This window comes from Tenacibaculum mesophilum (assembly GCF_003867075.1).
Lineage (GTDB): Bacteria > Bacteroidota > Bacteroidia > Flavobacteriales > Flavobacteriaceae > Polaribacter > Polaribacter mesophilus.
In genome coordinates, this window is the sequence record NZ_CP032544.1 from 3,074,072 (window position 1) to 3,094,756 (window position 20,685).

The 20,685-nt window shown below is 31.8% G+C and carries 17 protein-coding genes and 2 tRNA genes; 9 read left to right on the plus strand and 10 right to left on the minus strand.

Annotated elements, in window-relative coordinates; translation table 11 throughout:
* Positions 1-2: 2 nt before the first annotated feature.
* The 3 genes from D6200_RS14020 to D6200_RS14030 form a co-directional block, all read right to left on the minus strand.
* Positions 3-1,823, minus strand: coding sequence for an AAA family ATPase (locus D6200_RS14020; RefSeq protein WP_073181740.1), 1,821 nt, complete (start codon positions 1,821-1,823; stop codon positions 3-5).
* Positions 1,824-2,413: 590 nt separating this feature from the next.
* Positions 2,414-2,486 (minus strand) — tRNA-Phe (locus D6200_RS14025).
* A gap of 64 nt (positions 2,487-2,550) precedes the next feature.
* Positions 2,551-2,623 (minus strand) — tRNA-Phe (locus D6200_RS14030).
* A gap of 109 nt (positions 2,624-2,732) precedes the next feature.
* Between D6200_RS14030 and D6200_RS14035 the strand changes: the two genes are divergently transcribed.
* From D6200_RS14035 to D6200_RS14065, 7 genes are all read left to right on the plus strand, one after another.
* Positions 2,733-3,464, plus strand: coding sequence for a type III pantothenate kinase (locus D6200_RS14035; RefSeq protein ID WP_047788529.1), 732 nt, complete (start codon positions 2,733-2,735; stop codon positions 3,462-3,464).
* Positions 3,457-4,725, plus strand: a complete 1,269-nt coding sequence (locus tag D6200_RS14040) for a hypothetical protein (RefSeq protein ID WP_073181738.1) — start codon at positions 3,457-3,459, stop codon at positions 4,723-4,725. The genes D6200_RS14035 and D6200_RS14040 overlap by 8 nt, the downstream gene beginning before the upstream one ends.
* Before the next feature lie 15 nt (positions 4,726-4,740).
* The gene (locus tag D6200_RS14045) at positions 4,741-6,051 is read left to right on the plus strand and encodes a hypothetical protein (RefSeq protein WP_047788527.1); all 1,311 of its coding nucleotides are present in this window, start codon (positions 4,741-4,743) and stop codon (positions 6,049-6,051) included.
* 9 nt (positions 6,052-6,060) lie between these two features.
* Positions 6,061-6,633 (plus strand): LPS export ABC transporter periplasmic protein LptC, encoded by a 573-nt coding sequence (lptC, locus tag D6200_RS14050; RefSeq protein WP_047788526.1) that lies wholly within the window; start codon positions 6,061-6,063, stop codon positions 6,631-6,633.
* The gene (locus D6200_RS14055; RefSeq protein WP_047788525.1) at positions 6,633-6,830 is read left to right on the plus strand and encodes a hypothetical protein; all 198 of its coding nucleotides are present in this window, start codon (positions 6,633-6,635) and stop codon (positions 6,828-6,830) included. The genes lptC and D6200_RS14055 overlap by 1 nt, the downstream gene beginning before the upstream one ends.
* The gene (locus tag D6200_RS14060; protein WP_073181736.1) at positions 6,830-8,122 is read left to right on the plus strand and encodes a hemolysin family protein; all 1,293 of its coding nucleotides are present in this window, start codon (positions 6,830-6,832) and stop codon (positions 8,120-8,122) included. Before D6200_RS14055 ends, D6200_RS14060 begins: the two co-directional genes overlap by 1 nt.
* A gap of 105 nt (positions 8,123-8,227) precedes the next feature.
* Entirely contained in the window at positions 8,228-10,345 is a 2,118-nt protein-coding gene (locus D6200_RS14065) for a peptidylprolyl isomerase (protein WP_073181733.1), read from the plus strand.
* Positions 10,346-10,403: 58 nt separating this feature from the next.
* Here D6200_RS14065 and D6200_RS14070 read toward each other — a convergent pair whose 3' ends face one another.
* Both D6200_RS14070 and lpdA read right to left on the minus strand, forming a co-directional pair.
* Entirely contained in the window at positions 10,404-10,772 is a 369-nt protein-coding gene (locus D6200_RS14070; RefSeq protein WP_073181731.1) for a hypothetical protein, read from the minus strand.
* A gap of 119 nt (positions 10,773-10,891) precedes the next feature.
* Positions 10,892-12,292: a dihydrolipoyl dehydrogenase gene (gene lpdA, locus D6200_RS14075; protein WP_073181729.1), complete on the minus strand. Its 1,401-nt coding sequence runs from the start codon at positions 12,290-12,292 to the stop codon at positions 10,892-10,894.
* A gap of 187 nt (positions 12,293-12,479) precedes the next feature.
* Here lpdA and D6200_RS14080 point away from each other — a divergent pair, with 187 nt between their 5' ends.
* Complete coding sequence (locus tag D6200_RS14080) at positions 12,480-12,950, plus strand: heme-binding domain-containing protein (RefSeq protein ID WP_073181727.1); 471 nt, start codon at positions 12,480-12,482, stop codon at positions 12,948-12,950.
* Positions 12,951-12,954: 4 nt separating this feature from the next.
* Complete coding sequence (locus D6200_RS14085) at positions 12,955-14,184, plus strand: glycosyltransferase (protein ID WP_073181726.1); 1,230 nt, start codon at positions 12,955-12,957, stop codon at positions 14,182-14,184.
* Positions 14,185-14,187: 3 nt separating this feature from the next.
* On the opposite strand, the gene D6200_RS14090 is transcribed toward D6200_RS14085, so the two are convergent.
* From D6200_RS14090 to D6200_RS14110, 5 genes are all read right to left on the minus strand, one after another.
* Positions 14,188-14,661, minus strand: a complete 474-nt coding sequence (locus D6200_RS14090) for a DUF4625 domain-containing protein (RefSeq protein ID WP_073181724.1) — start codon at positions 14,659-14,661, stop codon at positions 14,188-14,190.
* A 61-nt stretch (positions 14,662-14,722) separates the two neighbouring features.
* The gene (locus tag D6200_RS14095; RefSeq protein WP_073181722.1) at positions 14,723-15,547 is read right to left on the minus strand and encodes a hypothetical protein; all 825 of its coding nucleotides are present in this window, start codon (positions 15,545-15,547) and stop codon (positions 14,723-14,725) included.
* Between the two features lie 19 nt (positions 15,548-15,566).
* Positions 15,567-17,927, minus strand: a complete 2,361-nt coding sequence (locus tag D6200_RS14100) for a TonB-dependent receptor (RefSeq protein ID WP_083574763.1) — start codon at positions 17,925-17,927, stop codon at positions 15,567-15,569.
* A 193-nt stretch (positions 17,928-18,120) separates the two neighbouring features.
* Positions 18,121-18,459 (minus strand): hypothetical protein, encoded by a 339-nt coding sequence (locus D6200_RS14105; RefSeq protein WP_047788517.1) that lies wholly within the window; start codon positions 18,457-18,459, stop codon positions 18,121-18,123.
* A 138-nt stretch (positions 18,460-18,597) separates the two neighbouring features.
* A complete protein-coding gene (locus D6200_RS14110; protein ID WP_073181720.1) occupies positions 18,598-20,625 on the minus strand; it encodes a M3 family metallopeptidase in 2,028 nt (675 codons plus the stop codon).
* Positions 20,626-20,685 lie beyond the last annotated feature (60 nt).

Consider the following 20,685-nt stretch of genomic DNA (forward strand, 5'->3'; position numbering starts at 1 on the left):
AATTATTTTTTAGTTAGATGAATGGTAGTACTTCGGTTTTCAAAAGAAATAGAAGTTGCTTCTACCGTTTCTCCCTTGTCTGGATTTAAAGAGAACAAAGCTCTAGAGAAAGGTGAGATAAAATGGTACTCAATTTTATTTCTAATGCCTCTACCACCATTGTTTAAATCAGCAACAGATAATTCTTTTAATGTTTGCATCACTGTGGGGTGAATATTTAGTGTAATATTTAATTGTTTTTGAATCCCTTTGATATTATTTTTCATCATCATATCAAAAATCATTTCACCAACATCTTTACGTATATAATCAAAAATAATAATGTTGTCTCCAATTCTATTGAGGAGTTCAGGTCGATTGAGTTCAAACTTAAAATAGCGCTCAATTTCATGTCGTACTTTCTTTTCAACAGTTTCAAAACTATCTTTATAAGTCACATTTGGTAATCGTTCACCAGTAGTTGAATTTTTATAAATTCCAAGGTTTGATGTGAAAATTATTAGTGTCTCAGAGAAATAAACGGTGTCTCCTCGTCCACTCGTAAGAACCCCATCATCTAGAATCTGAAGAAATTTATCTAATATTCTAGGGTGTGCCTTTTCAATTTCGTCAAATAAGACTACACTAAATGGTTTTTCTCTTATAGCATTGGTGAGTTCGCCACCAACATCGTAACCCACATATCCTGGAGGAGCACCGATTAACCGTTGATCGGAATGTTCAGCGCTGAACTCAGACATATCAAACCGAATATAGGCACTTTCATCACCAAATAATAAACTGGTTAAGGTTTTAGCTAATTCAGTTTTTCCAACACCAGTAGGCCCTGCTAAGAAAACTACACCTCTTGGGCGATTATTTCTTTTAGAATTACCCACTCCAGTGATGGCTCGCTTTACAATATCCATGATATGTTGTACAGAATGATCTTGTCCAATAACACGTTCTTTGATAAAAGCTTCTCCGTTTTCAATTTTGCTACGTTGAATTTTCATCCAAGGGTCTTCAGTTACACCTACTTTGTATCGCCGTACTGCATCTGCTATCATAGATATTGGTATGTTTTCTGACCTTGCTAGTTCTATAATTGCCACTAAGTCTAACAATAAAAGACCTTCAGTTTCTTCCACAAATTCAGTAACTAAAGCATCTACATTAGCTTTATCTTTGCTTAGGCTCTCCACAATCGGGTGAACCAATCTTCTACGAGCAATGTGATTAGGTTTTCCAATAGGTATATGTCTTATTTTAGGGTTGTTAACCACCATCCAATCGGGTAAGTCTCCCTCTTTATCAACTAACCATATTACAATGTTGTAATACGGATTAGGAGGGTTACCGTAAGGTTTGGTTTCTGTGGTTTGAGATAAGATATGAGCTATACTAAAAGAATCGTGTTCTGCTTTTACCAAATTTTCAGGATTCATTAAAAACTGAGAAGCGAAATCGACAATCAACCCAATGGGTTCATCAGGATAGTGAATAATCTTTTGCAGTACCGTATTAAAGGTTTGTAAATCGTTATAGACACCTTCTTGCTGAAGAGGAATTTGAAGTTTTTGAAAAAACACTTTTTTTTCATCTGAATTTCCTGTAAAAAAGGGAATGTCAAAACCACTTAACGGGTTATAGTAAACCACATGTGTATACCCTATGTTTTTTAATTCAGAATCTATTACATTTTCTAATCGATGCCAACTGTAGCTGCCAAAATCGTTCTCCAGTAACTGAAAATCCTTAATATTACCCGAAAGAAAAAATTGACTTTTTAAAGGAACAAACCTTCTAAAGTCTTGTAGCCATCGAGGTTTGGTGTTATTCATTCTTGTTTTTGTTTTAACTCATTTATTACAATTTTTGAAGCGTTTAATACTTAATCTAAATTAACTGTTATATATCGCTTAATTTGTTAATTAAAGTATCATAGCGTTTACTGTATTTAGATTGGAAACTAAATGAGTTGATTAATATTTTTATGTCTTGCAATTTTTTCTTCTTCCTTAACCTTACTAATTAACACACTATCAAGACTCGACTACCTGAGAAGTATCTCAAGAGTATGACTCATTGTTCTTTTCATACGATAAGGTTCCTAAGTATTTATTGGTCTTGTTTTAACATGACCAATTTAAAAATAAACAAATATATAATTACAAAAACGATTAAAGAAAATTAAAGAATATATAAGTTTTTTCAAAAAGTAAGTATTTATAAATCATGTTTAGTGAGGTGTTCAGCGGTAGATGCATAGTCTTACTTATATATCCTGATTTTTTGAAACTGAAATAAATATTAAGACCTCTTAGATGATAGAATTTTGCAAGAATTTGTATTAAAAATAAAAATGTATGAGAACATTTTGATTTATTGTTAAAACTAAAAAACCCGAACAATTTTGTTCGGGTTTTTATCGTGGTGCCTCCAGGAATCGAACCAGGGACACAAGGATTTTCAGTCCTTTGCTCTACCAACTGAGCTAAGGCACCAGTCATAACTTAAAAAGTAACATCTTTAAAATAAAACTCGCAACTAATTTTACTAGTTTTATTGTGGTGCCTCCAGGAATCGAACCAGGGACACAAGGATTTTCAGTCCTTTGCTCTACCAACTGAGCTAAGGCACCAGTTGCTACTTTCGTTAAGCGGATGCAAATATACAATCGTTTTTTAATTATACAAAGTAAAAACTTTAAAAAAATGTAACGTAAATTTACAAGCTCTAAGAAATGAAATATGTACCTAATTATAGATGTAGGAAATACAAGAGTTAAAGTAGCTGTTTTTGAAATAGATACTATTAAAGAAGTCTTTACTTTTGAAAAAACAAATATAATTTCAGAGCTAAAAAAAATAATTTCAAATTTTTCAATTTCGAATAGTATTATATCGTCTGTAGCTAATTTTACAGATGAGGAAACGAAAAAAATAGCTGAACTTTTGAATCCGGTTTTTTTAGACTCAAATACCAAAGTTCCATTTAAGAACTTATATAAAACGCCAAAAACATTAGGAGTAGACAGGGTAGCATTGGCATCAGCAGCGATAAAAAAATATCCAAATAAAAATGTATTGGTACTAGATGCTGGTACTTGTATAACATATGAGTTTATCACAGATGAAGGAAATTATCTTGGAGGGGCTATTTCACCGGGGATAACTATGAGGTATAAGGCACTACATACTTTTACTTCTAAATTACCGTTATTAAAAGCAAAAGAATTAGAAAACTTTATTGGTACAGATACAGAAAGTTCAATTCATTCAGGGATTATCAATGGAGTTTGTAATGAAATAGACGGGATTATAGTACAATATCAAAAAAAATATCCACATTTAACAGTAGTTTTAACAGGAGGAGATACATATTTTTTGTCAAAACAATTAAAAAGTGTCATATTTGCCCATCCAAATTTTGTTTTGGAGGGGTTACATACTATTTTGATACACAATTTAGCGAATGATTAAGAGATTTATATTAGGAGTTTTTGTACTTACTTCATCAGTAATAATAGCACAAAGAAATAGTGCATCACCTTATTCTTATTTTGGTATTGGTGAGAGTTTTGAGGCAGTAACAGTAGAACAAGCTTCTATGGGAGGTATAGGTGTTGCAATGAAAGATTATCATCACCTAAATTTTACAAACCCAGCTTCAAATGCTGATTTAAAAGCAGCAACCTACGCAATAGGTGGTAGTTTGACTTTTTTAACAGTTAAAGAACAAAATGCTTCTCAAACAGGTAACTCAACAAACTTAAGATATATATCGTTAGGTTTTCCTGTAGGAAAAAATGCAGGTTTATCTATTGGTTTGCAACCTTTTTCATCTGTAGGCTACTCTTTGCTAAATGATGAAAATGCTGATAATGTTACTTTATTCACAGGTGAAGGAGGAGCCAATAAGATATATGCTAGTTATGGTATGTATGTTTATAAAGGCTTGTCTATTGGTGCTGAAGCGGGATTTATTTTTGGAAGCATAGATAATAGCGTTTTAAATCAAAGAGCAGATGTAGCATTAGCAACTAAACATGAAGAGTCTTTCAATTTAAGAGGAGGACAGTTTAAGTTAGGTATACAATATAAAACAGAACTTAAAAATAAACTACAACTATCTACAGGAGCATCATTTATTTTGTCTACAGATTTATCTGCTAAAGGATCTGAGAAAATGTATTCATTGTCATTTAATGGATCAGGGCAAGAAGTTCCTAGAAATGAACTATTCAATAGAACTTTAAATGGTAATATCAACATGCCTTTAAAAAGTATTTATGGTTTTGGTTTAGGAAAAGAAAATAAATGGTATGTAGGAATTAATCAAGAATTTCAAACAGCTTTAGAAAGTAATAGTGTTTTTATAGCAGATGGATCATCTCATAAATATGAAGATTCAAATAAATTTGCAATAGGAGGATATTTTATACCGAAAATAAATTCTATTTCAAGTTATTGGGATAGAGTTACTTATAGGGCTGGTTTGCGTTTTGAAGATACAGGATTGCTAGTTAAAACTACCGATAATTTTACTTCTGTGAAAGACTTTGGCATAAATGTTGGATTAGGATTACCGTTGCCAAGACAACTATCAAACGTTAATATAGGGTTTGAGTATGGGCAAAGAGGTACTACTAACAATAACTTAATAAAAGAAGACTACTTTAATGTAAGATTAAGTTTATCTTTAAATAGTATTAAGTGGTTCCAAAAAACACGAATAGATTAACATAAACTGAGAACGATGAAAAAAATTACGTATTTACTAACAGGATTATTTTTGTTTGTAGCCGTAAGTGGAGCGAAAGCGCAAGCAAGTCAAGAGTGTCATATTAAATACAATCTTTTTAAAGGAGATGCTACAACTAAAAAATATGACCAAGCAAAACCTAATTTAGAATACTTATTAGATAACTGTGCTACATTGTCTATTAACATATATAAGTATGGAGCAAAAGTTGCAGAGAACTTAAAAGATCCTGTTTTAGCTAAAAAAGTATATGAAACAAGATTAGCTAATTATCCAAAGAAAGGGGCAGCAAAAGCGCATAGTGATTACGCTGAGTTTTTAATAGATAATAAATTAGCTTCTGATGATGAAGTTTTTGAAATCTTAAAAAAGGCTTATGATATTTCTCCTAAAGATATGGGGGTAAAAAATATCTTTAGATACTTCCAAATGATAGCTGATAAGTATCAAGATACAAATCCACAAAAAGTATTTGATACTTATGATGATGTAATGGAATCGGTTGATGAAAAGCTGGAAGATTACAGTAAGAAGATAGCAAAGTTACAAGAGAAAGATTCTGTGGGTACTATTACATCAAGAGAAAAGAGTCTTTTAAGAGCATATACTATTAACTCTTCTTCATTAGGTCAAGTAGAAGGTGGTTTAGATGCTAAAATATCTAAGATAGCAACTTGCGAGAGATTAATACCTATTTATTCTAGAGATTTTGAAGAAAATAAAACTGATGGTGTTTGGTTAAAAAGAGCAGTATCAAGAATGTATAACAAAGAGTGTCAAACAGATCCTTTATTTGAAAAATTAGCAAACGAGTATGCTAAAGTAACACAGTCTGCAGATGCATATAACTTCTTAGCAGGAGTTTTGGCTAAAAATGGAGATAAAGGTGGAGCTGCTGAGATGAGAAAAAAAGCATTTGACTTAGAAACAGATCCATTTAAAAAAGCTAAGTATAAATTAAGAGAAGCCCAAAATGCTGGTGGAAGTAGAGGAAGAGCTTTAGCTTACGAAGCTTTGAAATACAATCCTAATATGGGTAAAGCATATTTGTTTATTGCAAGTTTATACCAAAGAAGCGCAAATTCATGTGGTAGCGACGAGTTTGAAAAAAGAATGGTATATGTAGCAGCCTTAAATAAAGCTTTAAAAGCACAAAAAGTTGATCCAGGATGTGGAGCAGGAAGATATATTTCTAGTTACAAAAAAAATGTACCATCTAAAAAGTTAATTTTCCAAAAAGGAATGTCTTCAGGTGCAAGTTATAGAGTAGGATGTTGGATTGGAGAAACTGTTCGTGTACCTTAATAGAAGTTAATGCTTAAAAGAGCAAAACATATATACAATAGCATTGCTACCATTTATTTGGTGGCAATGTTTTTTTCTTGTACTAATTCTAAAAAGGAGGTGCGAGATTTTCTTGCTGATAAAAATTTACCAGTAGGTTCGGCAGTAAATATTTATCATGTTCACAAAGATTCTGGAAGAATAAGTTCAAAAACAAAAGCACCTATTTTTTATGACTATTCAAATAGAAAAGAACACCCTTACAGTGAGTTTCCAAAAGGAATAGAAATAGTAACAATAGAAAAAAAAGGAGCAGATTCAACAACAATTTCTGGTAATTATGCATTAACCTATAATAAAACAAAAATATCTGAAATTAGAGGTAATGTTGTTATCACTAACCATAGCAATCAAACAAAATTAGAAACTAACCAGTTGTTTTGGGATCAAAAGGAGCATTATTTTTTTACAGAAGACGGTTTTCGATTTACAACACCTGAATCTGTAATTAATGGTTTTGGATTTGAGTCGAGCGAAGACTTAACTAAATGGATAGCTAAAGATATTACTGGAGATGTAGAAACTACACAAAAAGATATATAATGAACATACTTTGGAAATATTTACAATACGGATACTTGATTATAGGAATAATCTTTTTTGTTGAAGGAATCTTTAAATGGAATTCAGACAGACAAGAAGCATTTATTATGTTTGGATTTGCTATCTTTATCATATTAATTTTCTTCTTCAAACGACACTTTAGAAGAAAAGTAGAAAAAAGAAACAAAGAACGTTAATGCAACCCGAACTCTTAATAATTCTTACTTCTATTTTATTTTCAGCCTTTTTTTCTGGGATGGAAATAGCCTTTATATCTGCAAATAAACTTCACATAGAGTTAGAAAAAAAGGGAGACGGTTTGCTCTCTAAAATTCTAACTAAGCTAACTGAAAAATCCTCAAAGTTTATTACCACTATGTTAGTAGGTAATAATGTAGCTTTAGTTATTTATAGTTACTTTATGGGAGAGCTGTTAATGAAATGGTTTCAATCTTTTTTACCATCAGATTATGCGGTTGTAAACTATGTGTTATCAGACGTAAGTTTATTAACTCAAACCCTTATTTCGACTGTAATTATATTGGTAACAGCAGAGTTTTTGCCAAAAGCTATCTTTAGAATTTATGCAAACGAAATGCTAAAGTTCTTTGCACTACCAGCTTATATTTTTTATGTTATTTTTTATGGGGTTACATGGGTAATTACCAGAATATCAGATTTTTTTCTACATGTATTTTTTAGAACAAAAGAAGATGAAATTCAGACCGAATTTAGTAAAGAAGAATTAGGAAATTATATTTTAGAACAATTAGATTCAGGAAACGATGAAGAAGAAGTTGATTCAGAAATTCAAATATTTCAAAATGCATTAGAGTTTCATAAGGTTAAATCTCGTGAAATTATGGTGCCTAGGACAGAAATTGTTGCGGTTGATTTACACGAAACGGTAAGTAATCTCAAAAAAATGTTCATTACAACTGGGTTATCGAAAATCTTGGTTTATAAAAATTCATTAGATGATATTTTAGGGTATGTAAATGCCTTTGAGCTTTTTAAAAAACCACGTTCTATTAAGTCGATTTTGTTACCAGTAGAGTTTGTTCCTGAGTCAATGATTATTAATGATGTACTTAATAATTTAATAAAAAAGCGTAAAAGTATTGCTGTTGTAGTTGACGAGTATGGAGGAACTTCAGGTATTATTACAGTTGAAGATATTGTAGAGGAGTTATTTGGAGAAATAGAAGATGAACATGATACGCAACAATTATTAGAAGAACGAATTAGTGAGTATGAATTTAATTTTTCAGCTCGTTTAGAGGTAGATTATTTAAATGAAGAATATGGTTTAGGAATTCCTAAAGAAGAAGCTTATGAAACCTTAGGAGGCTTTATTTTAAACCATACAGAAACAATACCATTACAAGATGAGGTATTAGATATAGAAAATTTCCAAATCAAAATTTTAAAAGTAAGTGCAACTAAGATTGATGAAATTTATTTTAAAGTAATTTACAAAGAAGATTAAGCTAGCCTCTTTTACTTAGAACTCCCTCAAAAACAGCGTAAAAAAACATTGCATTATTTAATGTGAAATTGTATTTTCGCACACTGTTAATAAAATAAATTACGTATGGCAATTTTATCGAAAATTAGAGAACGTTCAATGTTCTTAATTCTTGTAATTGGTTTAGCACTTTTTGCTTTTGTATTAGACCCTTCTACAATATCAGATTTTTTCAGCGCAAGTAAAGTAAACGAAATAGGTGAAGTAAATGGAGAAGCCATTTCTCGTCAAGAGTTTGCTGAAGCACTAGAAGCTTACAAAGCGCAAACAGGAAATAGTATGTCTGAGATGCAAGCAGCAAAGGCAGTATGGAATAATTTAATCCGTCAAAAAATATACAAAAAACAATTAGAAGAAGCTGGAATTACTGTAGGAGATGTAGATATTTTAAATGCCTTATATGAAACTCCTGTAGTTCAAAATGATGCTAGATTCCAAACTTCAGGTATTTTCGATAAAAACAAGTTAAAAGAACATTTAGCTACTATAAAAGAAGAAAATGGACAAGAATGGGCTGCATGGCAAAATTACATGGCTTCTATTAAAAGTAACATAGAAAAAACAACATACGACAACTTAGTAGCTGCTGGTTTAGGAGCTTCTTTAAAAGAAGGGGAGTCTAGATATTTAACTGAAAACACAAAAGTATCTGGTAGGTATGTATATGTACCTTATACAACAATTGCAGATAGCTTAGTAACTTTAAAGAAAAGCGATATTCAAAATTATATAAACGAACATCAAGATGCTTTTCAAGTAGAAGCTTCAAGAGACATTAACTTTGTAAAATTTAATATCGAACCTTCAGCAAAAGATGAAGAAGCTATTAAGGCTAATGTGGCCAAATTAATTGATGATTCTGTAGTAAATAACACTCCAGTTAAAGGGTTAAAAAATACTACTAACTACAATGAATTTTTAGAAGAAAATGATTCTGATTTAAGATTAGATAATAGTTATAAATTTAAAATACAAGTTCCTCAAGTAATTGCAGAAGAGGTTTTCAATGGAAATGAAGGTGATGTATTCGGACCATACAAAGATGCAGGATTCTTTAAGTTATCTAAAATTACTGAGGTAAAACAATTACCAGACTCTGCGAAAGCAAGTCATATTTTAATTCCTTTTGTTGGTTCTGCTAGTGCTGATGCTACTGTTGTTCAAACGGAAGGGGAAGCTAAGAAAACAGCAGATAGCTTATTAGCTGTTGTTAAAGCAGATAAATCTAAGTTTGCAGATTTAGCTAAAAAAATGTCATCTGATCAAGGTTCTGCTGAAAAAGGAGGATTTTACGATTGGTTTGCTTACAATAGAATGGTACCATCATTCAGAGATTTCGTTTTTGAAGGTAAAGAAGGAGATATGGGGGTTGTAAAGACTCAATTTGGGTTCCATGTAATTAAAATTGATGGGCAAAAGAATTTCCAACCAGTAGTGAAGTTAGCTACTTTTGGACGTAAGATAGAAGCTTCAGAAGAAACGGAGAATGCAGTATTCCAAAATGCAGAAACATTAGCTTTAGAATTAGCTAATGGAAAAGCTTTTGAAGAAGCTGTAAAAGAAAAAAACTTAACTTCACTACCAGCAGTAGGATTAAAATCTTTAGATGAAAACGTACCAGGAGTTGGTAACGAAAGACAAATTATTACTTGGGCTTTTGAACCAGAGACTGAAGAAGGAAGTTACAAGCGTTTTGATGTTGAAGGAGGATATATTGTAGCGGTACTAACAGCAAAAACAGCTAAAGGTTTAATGCCTGTTGATAAGGCAATTACTTCTGTTCGTCCTATATTAACAAACGAAAGAAAAGCCAAAATGATTGAAGATAAGATGAGCGGAGCTACTTTAGAAGAAATCGCAAAATCTGTGAATCAGTCAGTGAGAGCAGCAACCGATGTAAACTTACAATCACCAACAATTTCTGGTGTAGGATTTGAGCCTAAAGTAGTAGGAGCAATGATGAACGCTAAAGAAAACAAGGTGGTTAAAAATGTTGCAGGAGATAAAGGTGTATTTGCTTTTGTAGTAGAAAAGAGAGAAGAGCCAACAGCATTACCTAACTACGACACGTATAGAAAGCGTATTGTTGCTGAAAGACAGAATAAGACATTTCAAATGTATGAGGCGGTTAAAAAAGCGTCTGAAATTAAAGATAACATGAGTTCTTTTTACGGAATTCAATAAGAAATAACGTCATACCAATAAAAAAATCCCGAACTATTCAGTTCGGGATTTTTATTTGTTATTTTATCTTTAATTTCAAACTTAAATTTAAAACATCATTTTTCAACTTTTTGAGACTTTCTGTTCTAGTTTTTTGAGTGTTGTAGTATGATATATTCGTTGGAGATTCATCGTTTAATAACAAACTATTTATTAAATTTTTAATCCAGCTTTTTCGAATACTTTTATTGTCAGTCTCAAATGAAAGTTCATTGATTAGAGATTTAGTTTCTTTTGAAAGTTCACTTTCGTTTACCATATTAATAAATCTTTCTAGCTCAATACTCAATTGATTGATTTCATCGTAATTAACCTCTTTATCTCTTAAATGTCTGTCACATTCGTTAGAAATATATTTTAAATATTTATGAATAGTTTCTAATATCAAATTTATTATAACTTTTAAAAGAATGATTCTTGTTTTTATATTAACGAAGTTAATTTAAGTAAAACAAAAAAGCAACCTCATACGAGATTGCTTTTTAAAGTATGTTTAAAGCTTTTTTATTAAGCGTTTAATGGTTTACCATCCCAAGCTGCTTTCGCTGCTTCTTTTACAGCTTCAGAGTAGGTTGGATGTCCATGACAAATACGAGCTAAATCTTCCGCAGAAGCTCTGTATTCCATTGCTACAGCTGCTTCCATAATCAAGTCAGCAACACGAGCACCTACCATGTGAACTCCTAATACTTCATCAGTGTTTTTATCAGCCAATACTTTTACAAATCCGTCTAAATCTCCACTTGCACGAGAACGTCCTAATGCACGCATTGAGAATTTTCCAGACTTATAATCAATACCAGCATCTTTTAATTCTTGTTCAGTTTTACCAACAGCCGCTACTTCTGGCCATGTGTAAACAATACCAGGAATTAAGTTATAGTCAATATGAGGTTTTTGTCCAGCTAAATATTCAGCAACCACAACACCTTCTTCTTCTGCTTTATGCGCTAACATAGCTCCACGAACTACATCACCAATTGCATAAATGTTAGAAACATTAGTCTGTAAATGATCATTTACTTCAACCATTCCTCTTTCAGTAACTTTTACACCCGCTTTTTCTAAAGCTAATCCTTCAGTATACGGACGACGACCTACAGAAACTAAACAGTAATCTCCGGTGAAAGTAACCTCTTCACCTTTTTTATTAGTAGCTTTTACTACAACCTCGTCACCATTTCTTTCAACAGAAGTAACTCCGTGGCTAGCATTAATTTTCATTCCTTGTTTCTTTAAAACTTTAGTCAGTTCTTTAGAAACATCTTTATCCATGGTTGGAGTAATCGTAGGAGCGTATTCGATAACAGTTACCTCAGCACCTAAACGCTTGTAAACAGAACCTAACTCTAAACCAATAACACCACCACCAATAACTAATAAGTGCTTAGGAACTTCAGGAAGTTTTAAAGCTTCTGTAGAAGTAATTACACGCTCTTTATCAATAGTAATAAATGGTAAAGAAGATGGTTTAGAACCAGTAGCTATAATAATGTTAGTACCTTCAATTACTTCTTCAGTACCATCATTTTTAGTGATTTTTACGTGCGTAGCATCTTCAAAAGATCCTAAACCTTCGTAAACTTCAATATTATTTTTGTCCATTAAATATTTGATACCTCCTGTAGTAGTTTCTACTACATTTGCTTTACGAGCTACCATTTTTCCGAAGTCAAAAGAAGGTTTCTCTACAGAGATACCGTGCTCTTCGAAATGATTTACTGCATCATAGTAATGGTGCGAAGAATCTAATAAAGCTTTTGAAGGAATACATCCAACATTTAAACAAGTTCCACCTAAAGTTGAGTATTTTTCAATGATAGCAACTTTAGAACCTAATTGAGCGGCTCTGATAGCAGCGATATATCCTCCTGGACCAGAACCAATAACGATTAAATCGTATTTCATGAGTTGTGTTTTATAATTTCATCTATTTATATTGCACAATGTCCATTACTAATAGTTCAACTATTTGTGTTTATGTTAACCATTGTTTGCAATTGCCCATTTTGGGCTTTCGTAAAAATGAAGTACAAAAGTACAATTATTTGTCGATAAAATTAGTTTTCATATCTTTAAAACTTAAACGCATTGTATGAAAATTTTTAAAAAAATAATCATAGTTTTATTACTATTGTTAGTAATAGTACAATTTTTTCAACCAGAAAAAAATGAAGGAGAAATTACTTCTGTTCAGTATTTTATAGAAGAAACCAAGCCAAATGATGCAGTGCATAAAATTTTAAAAACGGCTTGCTTTGATTGTCATAGTAACTCAACACGTTATCCTTGGTATAGCAGTATTACGCCTGTGAATTATTGGTTGGCAGATCATGTAAATCACGGAAAAGAAGAATTGAATTTTTCTGAATGGGCTACCTATTCTTTAAAAAGAAAGGAACACAAAATGAAAGAGGTTTGGGTAGAAGTTGAAAAAGGAAAAATGCCATTAGATTCATATACTTGGACGCATGCCGATGCTCGTTTGTCTAAAGAAGAAGTACAACAAATCACTGAGTGGGCAAAAAGCGTTCAAAATAACTACCAAACGCAATTAGCGAACTAAATTAATGCAACAACTTTTAATTATTGGGTATGTTTGGATAGAAAAAACAACAGGAGCTGGTAACCGAATGTTACAGCTAATCAATGTTTTTAAAAACCATAATTATATCATTACTTTTGCCACACCAGCTCAAAAAACTGAAAACTCTCTAAACTTAGCTGAATTAGGAATTGAAGAAAAAGCTATCGAATTGAATTCAAGTTCTTTTGATGATTTTGTTAAAGAACTGCAACCTGATGTTGTGTTGTTCGATCGTTTTATGATGGAAGAACAATTCGGTTGGCGTGTTGCAGAACATTGCCCGAAAGCTTTACGGGTTTTAGATACAGAAGATTTACACTTTTTACGTAAAACACGCCATAAACAATTAAAAAAAGGAAAACAATTTTCTACAGAAGCATTGTTGAAGTCGAATGAAGCAAAACGAGAAATCGCTGCTATTTTACGTTGTGATATGAGTTTGATTATTTCAACTTACGAAATGCAGTTATTAAAAGACGTTTTTAAAGTTGATGAATCTTTACTATATCATTTGCCTTTTTTGTTGGATACAATAGATGCTGAAACTACTCAGAAATGGAAATCTTTTGAAGAACGAAAACATTTTGTGTTTATAGGTAACTTTTTTCATGCTCCAAATGTTGATGCTGTTTTGCAATTAAAAACAATATGGAAGCAGATCAGAAAACAACTACCCAAAGCAGAAGTACATATTTACGGAGCCTATGTTACGCAACAAATTCAACAATTGCATAAACCAAAAGAAGGATTTATAATTAAAGGTTTTGCAGAAGATGCGCTCGAAGTAGTTAAAAATGCTAGAGTCGTGTTAGCTCCCATTCGTTTTGGTGCGGGAATTAAAGGAAAGTTAACCGAAGCAATGGAATGTGGAACTCCAAGTGTTACTACTTCGATAGGAGCAGAAGGAATGTATGACAACTTACCTTGGAACGGATTTATAGAAGATAATTTTGAGAAGTTTGCTAACAAAGCTATAGAGTTATATACTTATGATATTCTTTGGAAAAAGTCTCAACAAAAAGGTATAGAAATAATTAATTCACTATATGATAAAGACAAGTTAGGTGTTACTTTTATTAGGGGGATTAAAAAAATCCAAGAAAATTTTGAAATACATCGTACACAAAATTTTCTTGGAAGTTTGTTGCAACATCAAACTTTACAGACTACTAAGTTTATGAGCAAGTGGATTGAAGAGAAGAATAAAAAATAGAACTTATTCAATTTTAATATCTACAGAGGTTCTACTTTGCCATCCAGTAACATCAATTACAGAAATTTGACAATGGTAATCACCAGAATCAATATCAGTAGGAATTGTAATGTTTTGTGCTATTTCATATTCTTTACGATTATTATCAATTGTGTAATTTTCCATAAAAATTAAAGGAGAAACAGGATCTTTTATAGGAGATAATTCACAATTAGAACCTTGGTCATCGTGCGTGTGATGATCAAAATTATGGTGGATATCAATAGCATAAGTGGCCAAAGCTATGTTGTCAGACACTTTTACACGTATTGTGTACTCTTTTCCTTTTTCTAATACAGCACACGATTTAGGAAACCCTTCGTTGTAATTTATGGTAATAGTTGGTTTTTCAGTATCTGGTTCTTCAGAATCACTACTACAACCAAAGTTTACCAAAGTTAAGAAGAGTAAAGCGCTTGTTATTTTTAATAATTTCATGGTAGTTTATTATTTATAAAAGACTACTTGAGAAAATCAAGTAGTCTTTAATTAGTTATAATTATTTTATTTCAAGAGGAATAGACAGCTTTACTGTTTCACTTTCACCACTTTCTTTAGCGTAAATGTTTAACCAGTAGTTTCCTACAGGAGCTCCAGGAATTAAATCGTAGTGATAATGTATGTGTGGGTTTTTAACTCCTTCATATAAATTTTTAGGTAAAACAGTAATTACTTTGTCCCACTTTCCAACTTCAACATTCTGTCCTTCTCTCCATTCTTCGAACCAAAACTCATATTTAATTTCAGTAACAGTATTATTACCAGAAACATATTCAAATTCTGTGTGTAACTCATCTTTTCCAAAAGCGATTGAGTTGTTCTCCCCAATTTCTAAGTCTTTAAATTTTTGAATGATATGTAACTTTTTAGTAATAGCACTTTTAGTTCCGTCTTCATGTTCAACAGTAATTTTGAATTTATAAATCCCTTCAGCAGGTGTAAAAGAAGGAGTGTACTTGTTCTCTTCATCAAAATATACATGGTAATGTATATGAGGGTTTAATTGGCCTTCATATCGGTCAACAGGTACTAAATGGTTTTTTAACTCCCAAATTAGTTCACCGTTTTTAACTTTTGGAACATCGTAAGATTCTACGTCAAAATAAATTTTAGAAACTTTGCTAGTACCCTCATAGCCAAATTCAATATGAACATCTATGTTCGATTGTGGTAAAACAAAATCAGAATTACCTAACTCCAAGCCTTTGAAATTTTCTGTATTAATATTTTCATCAAAAGTATCTGGGATGTTATCTTCATCACTACAAGAAATGATTAAAAGACTTACGAAAAATAAGATTGCTGATTTAAATGTGTTTTTCATGATTAAAAAAATTAAATAATTAAAATGTTTGTATAATTGTTATTGAAAAGTTTCTTCCAGGTTCAGGAACCTCTATCAGTCTGTAGAAGCTTGTATGGTCGAATACTTTGTTGTTTAAAATATTATTTAGCCTACCTTGAATTTTAAGAGGCTGCTTTTTTGAGAAAAGATCTACACTAGTATGTAAACCGATGTTAAATAAAGAATACCCTCCTGTAGTTTTTTCAGGAGGAACAATATTGTTTTGATCTGAAACTAATCGTACACTAGAGAATATTTTAGTTTCTCCAAAAGTAGACCAAGGATTCAATGTGTATTCAAGCGAAACAACTCCTGTTAATGGAGGGGAAAAAGGAAGTGTGAAGTTTTTCTTTTTTCCACTTAACTGTCTTGCTTTTACATATTCTAAAGAACCTGTAATAGATAATTTATCAATAGGTTCATATTGCGCCATAATTTCGCCACCATATCTAAAAACACGACTTTGATTGTATTGATACTTCTGAAGTGTTTCGTAATACTCTGACGTTGGACTTAAATAAATATAATTATCAAAATAATTGACAAATGGCGTGATTTGAATAGATCCTCTACTAAAGTTAGCTTTAAACTCTCCATCTATTTGATAAGAACTTTCAGGTTCTAAGTCAAGACTTCCTTCTTCGTATCGATACATGTGATAGTTTACTCCGTCTGAAGCCAATTCGTTTGCCAGTGGAATTCTAAAGCTCTTGCCTATATTTATTTTATATGATGTATTTTTAAGTCCATAACTTAATCCAGCTGAAGCACTTAAGCTTCCAAAAGTTAAGCTCTTTCTTTTTGATCGCTGTAGTTGTTGCTGAGTAGTGTTTCCGTTTTCGTCAGTAACAGGAGATAAAAACCACTCGTAATATGGCTGTGTTTTTATTATACCATAATCGTAACGTATACCACCATCTAAATATAATTTGTCGTTGAGTTTTATTTGATCGTACACAAAAGCCCCAGCTGTAAAACGAGTATATTCAGGAATAAGAAACCCCCAACCATCAATAGTATTATCTTGATACTCTAAATTAACACCTGTAGTAACTTTATGTTTATTAAAGTTATGTAATTGACTTTTTACATTAAGACTATAGGTATTCTTTTTAAATAAGCGTTCCATTGTAGATGACGGCTTGGGCATATAACCATGTGGAACAGGTTCTGAGTGTTCTTCGCGATGATTATTTTGAAACCCAAGCTCAACATCTAACGTATAATTGGGGAATAGAAAACTGGTATTATTTGTTATTTTAAAATGATTGACCTTATGATATGGTAAATCAATATCTCTATTGTCAACATCGTAGTCTATTTTAGAAGTTCTCACTTCCAGACCATGAGCATTAGCGAAAAAACCGTTTTTAGAATTAACATTACTAAAAGAAGTTATAGAGCTTATATTATCAGATACATAACCTATAGAAACTCCAACATTATGATTAAATCCTGCTGTATTACGTAAGTAATTTTTATGCAAATCAAAAATGTAATTATCGTACGTTATTTTTTTGGTAGGAACTTTATAATCGCCATAATCTTCATGAGTTATTCTAGCTTTGTAATACCAATGATTATAACGTTGTTTAACACCTAAAGAAACTCCATAAAAATCGTTGTTACTTCTATTGGTAAGGTTTAGTTCACCAGTAAAGGAATTAACATCAGGTAGTAAATTGTTTTTCAGGCTAATTACACCCGATATTGCATCTGAACCATAGAGTAGAGAAGCAGCTCCTTTAGTAACTTCTATATTGTCAATATTATATTGGTCTATTTCCAAACCATGATCGGCTCCCCATTGTTGTGCTTCGTGTTTTATACCGTTTTCAACAACAACAACTCTATTAAAACCTAAACCTCTAATGGTAGGTTTGGATTGACCAGAACCTATAGTTATTGTACTAACTCCTGGTATGTCTTTAAGAGTTTGCATTAAACTATTATCCCTGTTTTTCTCTAAAAAATCAACATCAATCCTTTGTGTGTTGCTAGAGAACTTTGTTAGTGTTTTTTTAGGGTTTTGTGCAATAACCACCTCATTTAATACTGAATTGTCTTGTATTAGAGGAATAACTATTACTGAATTAGTAGGAGAAATACTTTCTTTATAAGTAACATACCCAACATGAGTAACAGTTAAGAGGTATTCTTTGTTTAAAAGTTTAAAAAAAGTACTACTTCCTCTAGTGTTTGTGTATGCGTGCTTTGAACCGATACTCACGTGAGCATTGGGTAACTCACTTTGTGTTGTTGCATCGATAACCTTAATAGTAACAGAATTAGTGTTCTGACCAAAAAGAATAGTATGAAACAATACACAAAATAAAGCACCTAAGCTTTGTTTTGTCATTGTAAATAGAATTAAACGAATTGTAGTAGTTGAACTGTAAGCGCTCAACTATTGATTAAATAATATAGAACAGATAGTTAACTAATAGAAAAAGTAAATGGTAAATACAGTACAGACTTAGTAGGTTTATATGCATATATATTTACAACAATTCTTAATACAAGAAAGTTAAGTATGTTCTAAATTTAGTATGTTATGAGTAAGTTGGAGGTCCTCTAAGCTTTCTATTCAGACATTGGTAAGAAGGTAAGATAATTGACTTGTAATTATCTACTATCGTCTTGCTAGGAAGAATAGCTAAAGCTGGTGAGAAATTTTGTGTAGGTACATCAAAAGAAGCAAAAGAAAAATAACAAATATCACAATGGTCGTTTACCGATTCGTGTAAGTGAGTAGATTTTTCTTTACAGTTATGGTGGTGTGCTTCATTATCATGATGATGAGTAGCTTTTATAAGAATAGGAAGCATAAGAAGAACCACCAATGATAAAGAGGTGATTTTACGAAATATGCTATTTTTATATAAGCTCATTTTTTATAACTGATAAATGGCAAAAATAAATGCTTGTTGTATTTTTTTATATTAAATTATGTTAATTTTTATTAAAAAAACAGCTTCTTCTTTCTAATAAGAGGAAGCTGTTTTTGTTAGATAAAGTAATAAAGAGATTTAGCTCATTAATCCAGCACGTCTTAATAAAGCATCAGGTTTTGGTTCTCTACCTCTAAAACGTTTGTATAACTCCATAGGCTCTTCTGTTCCGCCTTTAGATAATACATTGTTTTTAAATTTATCTGCAACTTCTTTATTAAAAATACCTTCCTCTTTAAAATATTCAAAAGCATCGGCATCTAAAACCTCTGCCCATTTATATGAATAATATCCAGCTGAGTATCCGCCTTGAAAAATATGAGAAAAAGAAGTACTCATACAATTTTCTGCTACATCAGGATATAATTTAGTCTCAGCAAAAGCATTCGTTTCAAACTCTTTTACATCAGTAATGGTTTCAGGAGAATCTCCAGAGTGCCAAGACATATCTAATAATCCGAAGCTTAATTGACGCAAGGTTTGCATTCCTTCATGGAAACTCGCAGATTCTTTAATTTTCTCAACGTATTCCATAGGAATAATTGCTCCAGTTTCGTAATGTTTTGCAAACAATTCCAACGCTTCTTTTTCGTAACACCAGTTTTCTAAAACCTGACTAGGTAATTCCACAAAATCCCAAGAAACAGAAGTTCCTGATAAGCTCTTATAAGTAGTATTTGCCAACATTCCGTGTAAGGCGTGACCAAACTCGTGGAATAAGGTAGTAACCTCGTTAAAAGTTAATAAAGAAGGTTTGGTTTGTGTTGGTTTGGTAAAGTTACAAACGATAGAGACTTGTGGTCTTTCGTTAGTATCGTTACTCCTATATTGTGATTTGTAAGAAGTCATCCACGCACCGTTACGTTTTCCTGGTCTTGGATGAAAATCAGCATAAAAATACGAAACAAAATTACCATCAGTATCAGTTACAGCATACGTCTTAACATCTTCATGATACTTATCAATAGTGTCAATTTCTTCAAACTGTAAATTATACAATTTGTTAGCTACAGTAAATACACCATCAATTACATTCTCTAACTTAAAATAAGGTTTTAATAATTCTTGATCTAAGTTAAACAACTCCTTTTTTAGTTTTTCAGAATAGTAAGCACCATCCCATTTTTGTAACTGGTCTATTCCGTCTAGTTTTTTAGCATAGGCCTCTAAATTATCAAATTCACGTTGCGCAGCAGGTTTCGCTTTTTCTAACAATTCATTTAAAAACTCCATAACCTTTTCAGGAGTTTCAGCCATACGCTCTTCTAATACAAAATGAGCGTGGGTTTTATAACCTAATAGGTTGGCACGTTTGTGGCGTAAGGTTACAATATCTTTTACAATTTGCTCATTGTTGTATTCATTTTGTTGGAAACCTTTTTTACCAAAAGCTATTGCTAACTTTTTTCTCAATTCTCTATTATCAGCATAGGTCATAAAAGGAATATAGCTTGGATAATCTAAGGTAATCATCCAACCCTCTTTACCTTTTGAGTTCGCAAGTTCTTTAGCAGCTTCTTTAGCGCTTTCAGGTAAGCCAGCTAAATCATCTTCATTGGTAATTAATAATTCAAAAGCATTGGTTTCAGCCAATACATGCTCCCCAAACTGTAACGATAATTTTGCTAACTCAGCATCAATTTTGCGAAGCTCAGCTTTGTCAGTTTCATTTAAATTTGCTCCGTTACGCGCAAAGCTTTTGTATTGCTTATCTAGCAACATTTCTTGTTCAGGAGTCAAGTTTAAATCAGACAATTGATTGTATACAGTTTTTACACGTTTAAACAACCTTTCATTTAAAATCATGTCGTTTCTAAACTCACTTAACCAAGGAGAAATATCTTTAGCTATTTTTTGAATTTCTTCATTTGTTTCGGCAGAGTTTAAGTTGAAAAAGATAGAAGTAGCTCTATCTAACTTATTACCTGTATTGTCTAAAGCGACTGTAGTGTTTTCAAAAGTTGGAGTTTCAGAGTTTTCTACAATAGCATCAATTTCGTCTTTAGCTATTTGTATAGCTTCTTTTATAGCGGGTTTATAATCTTCTTCTTTAATTTGAGAAAAAGGGGGCGTATTAAAATCTTGTAAAAGTGGATTTTTAGTCATGAAAATTTAGTTTAAAAAATTGAAGAAACCTCACAAATAAAAAAATCTGTGAGGCCTTCA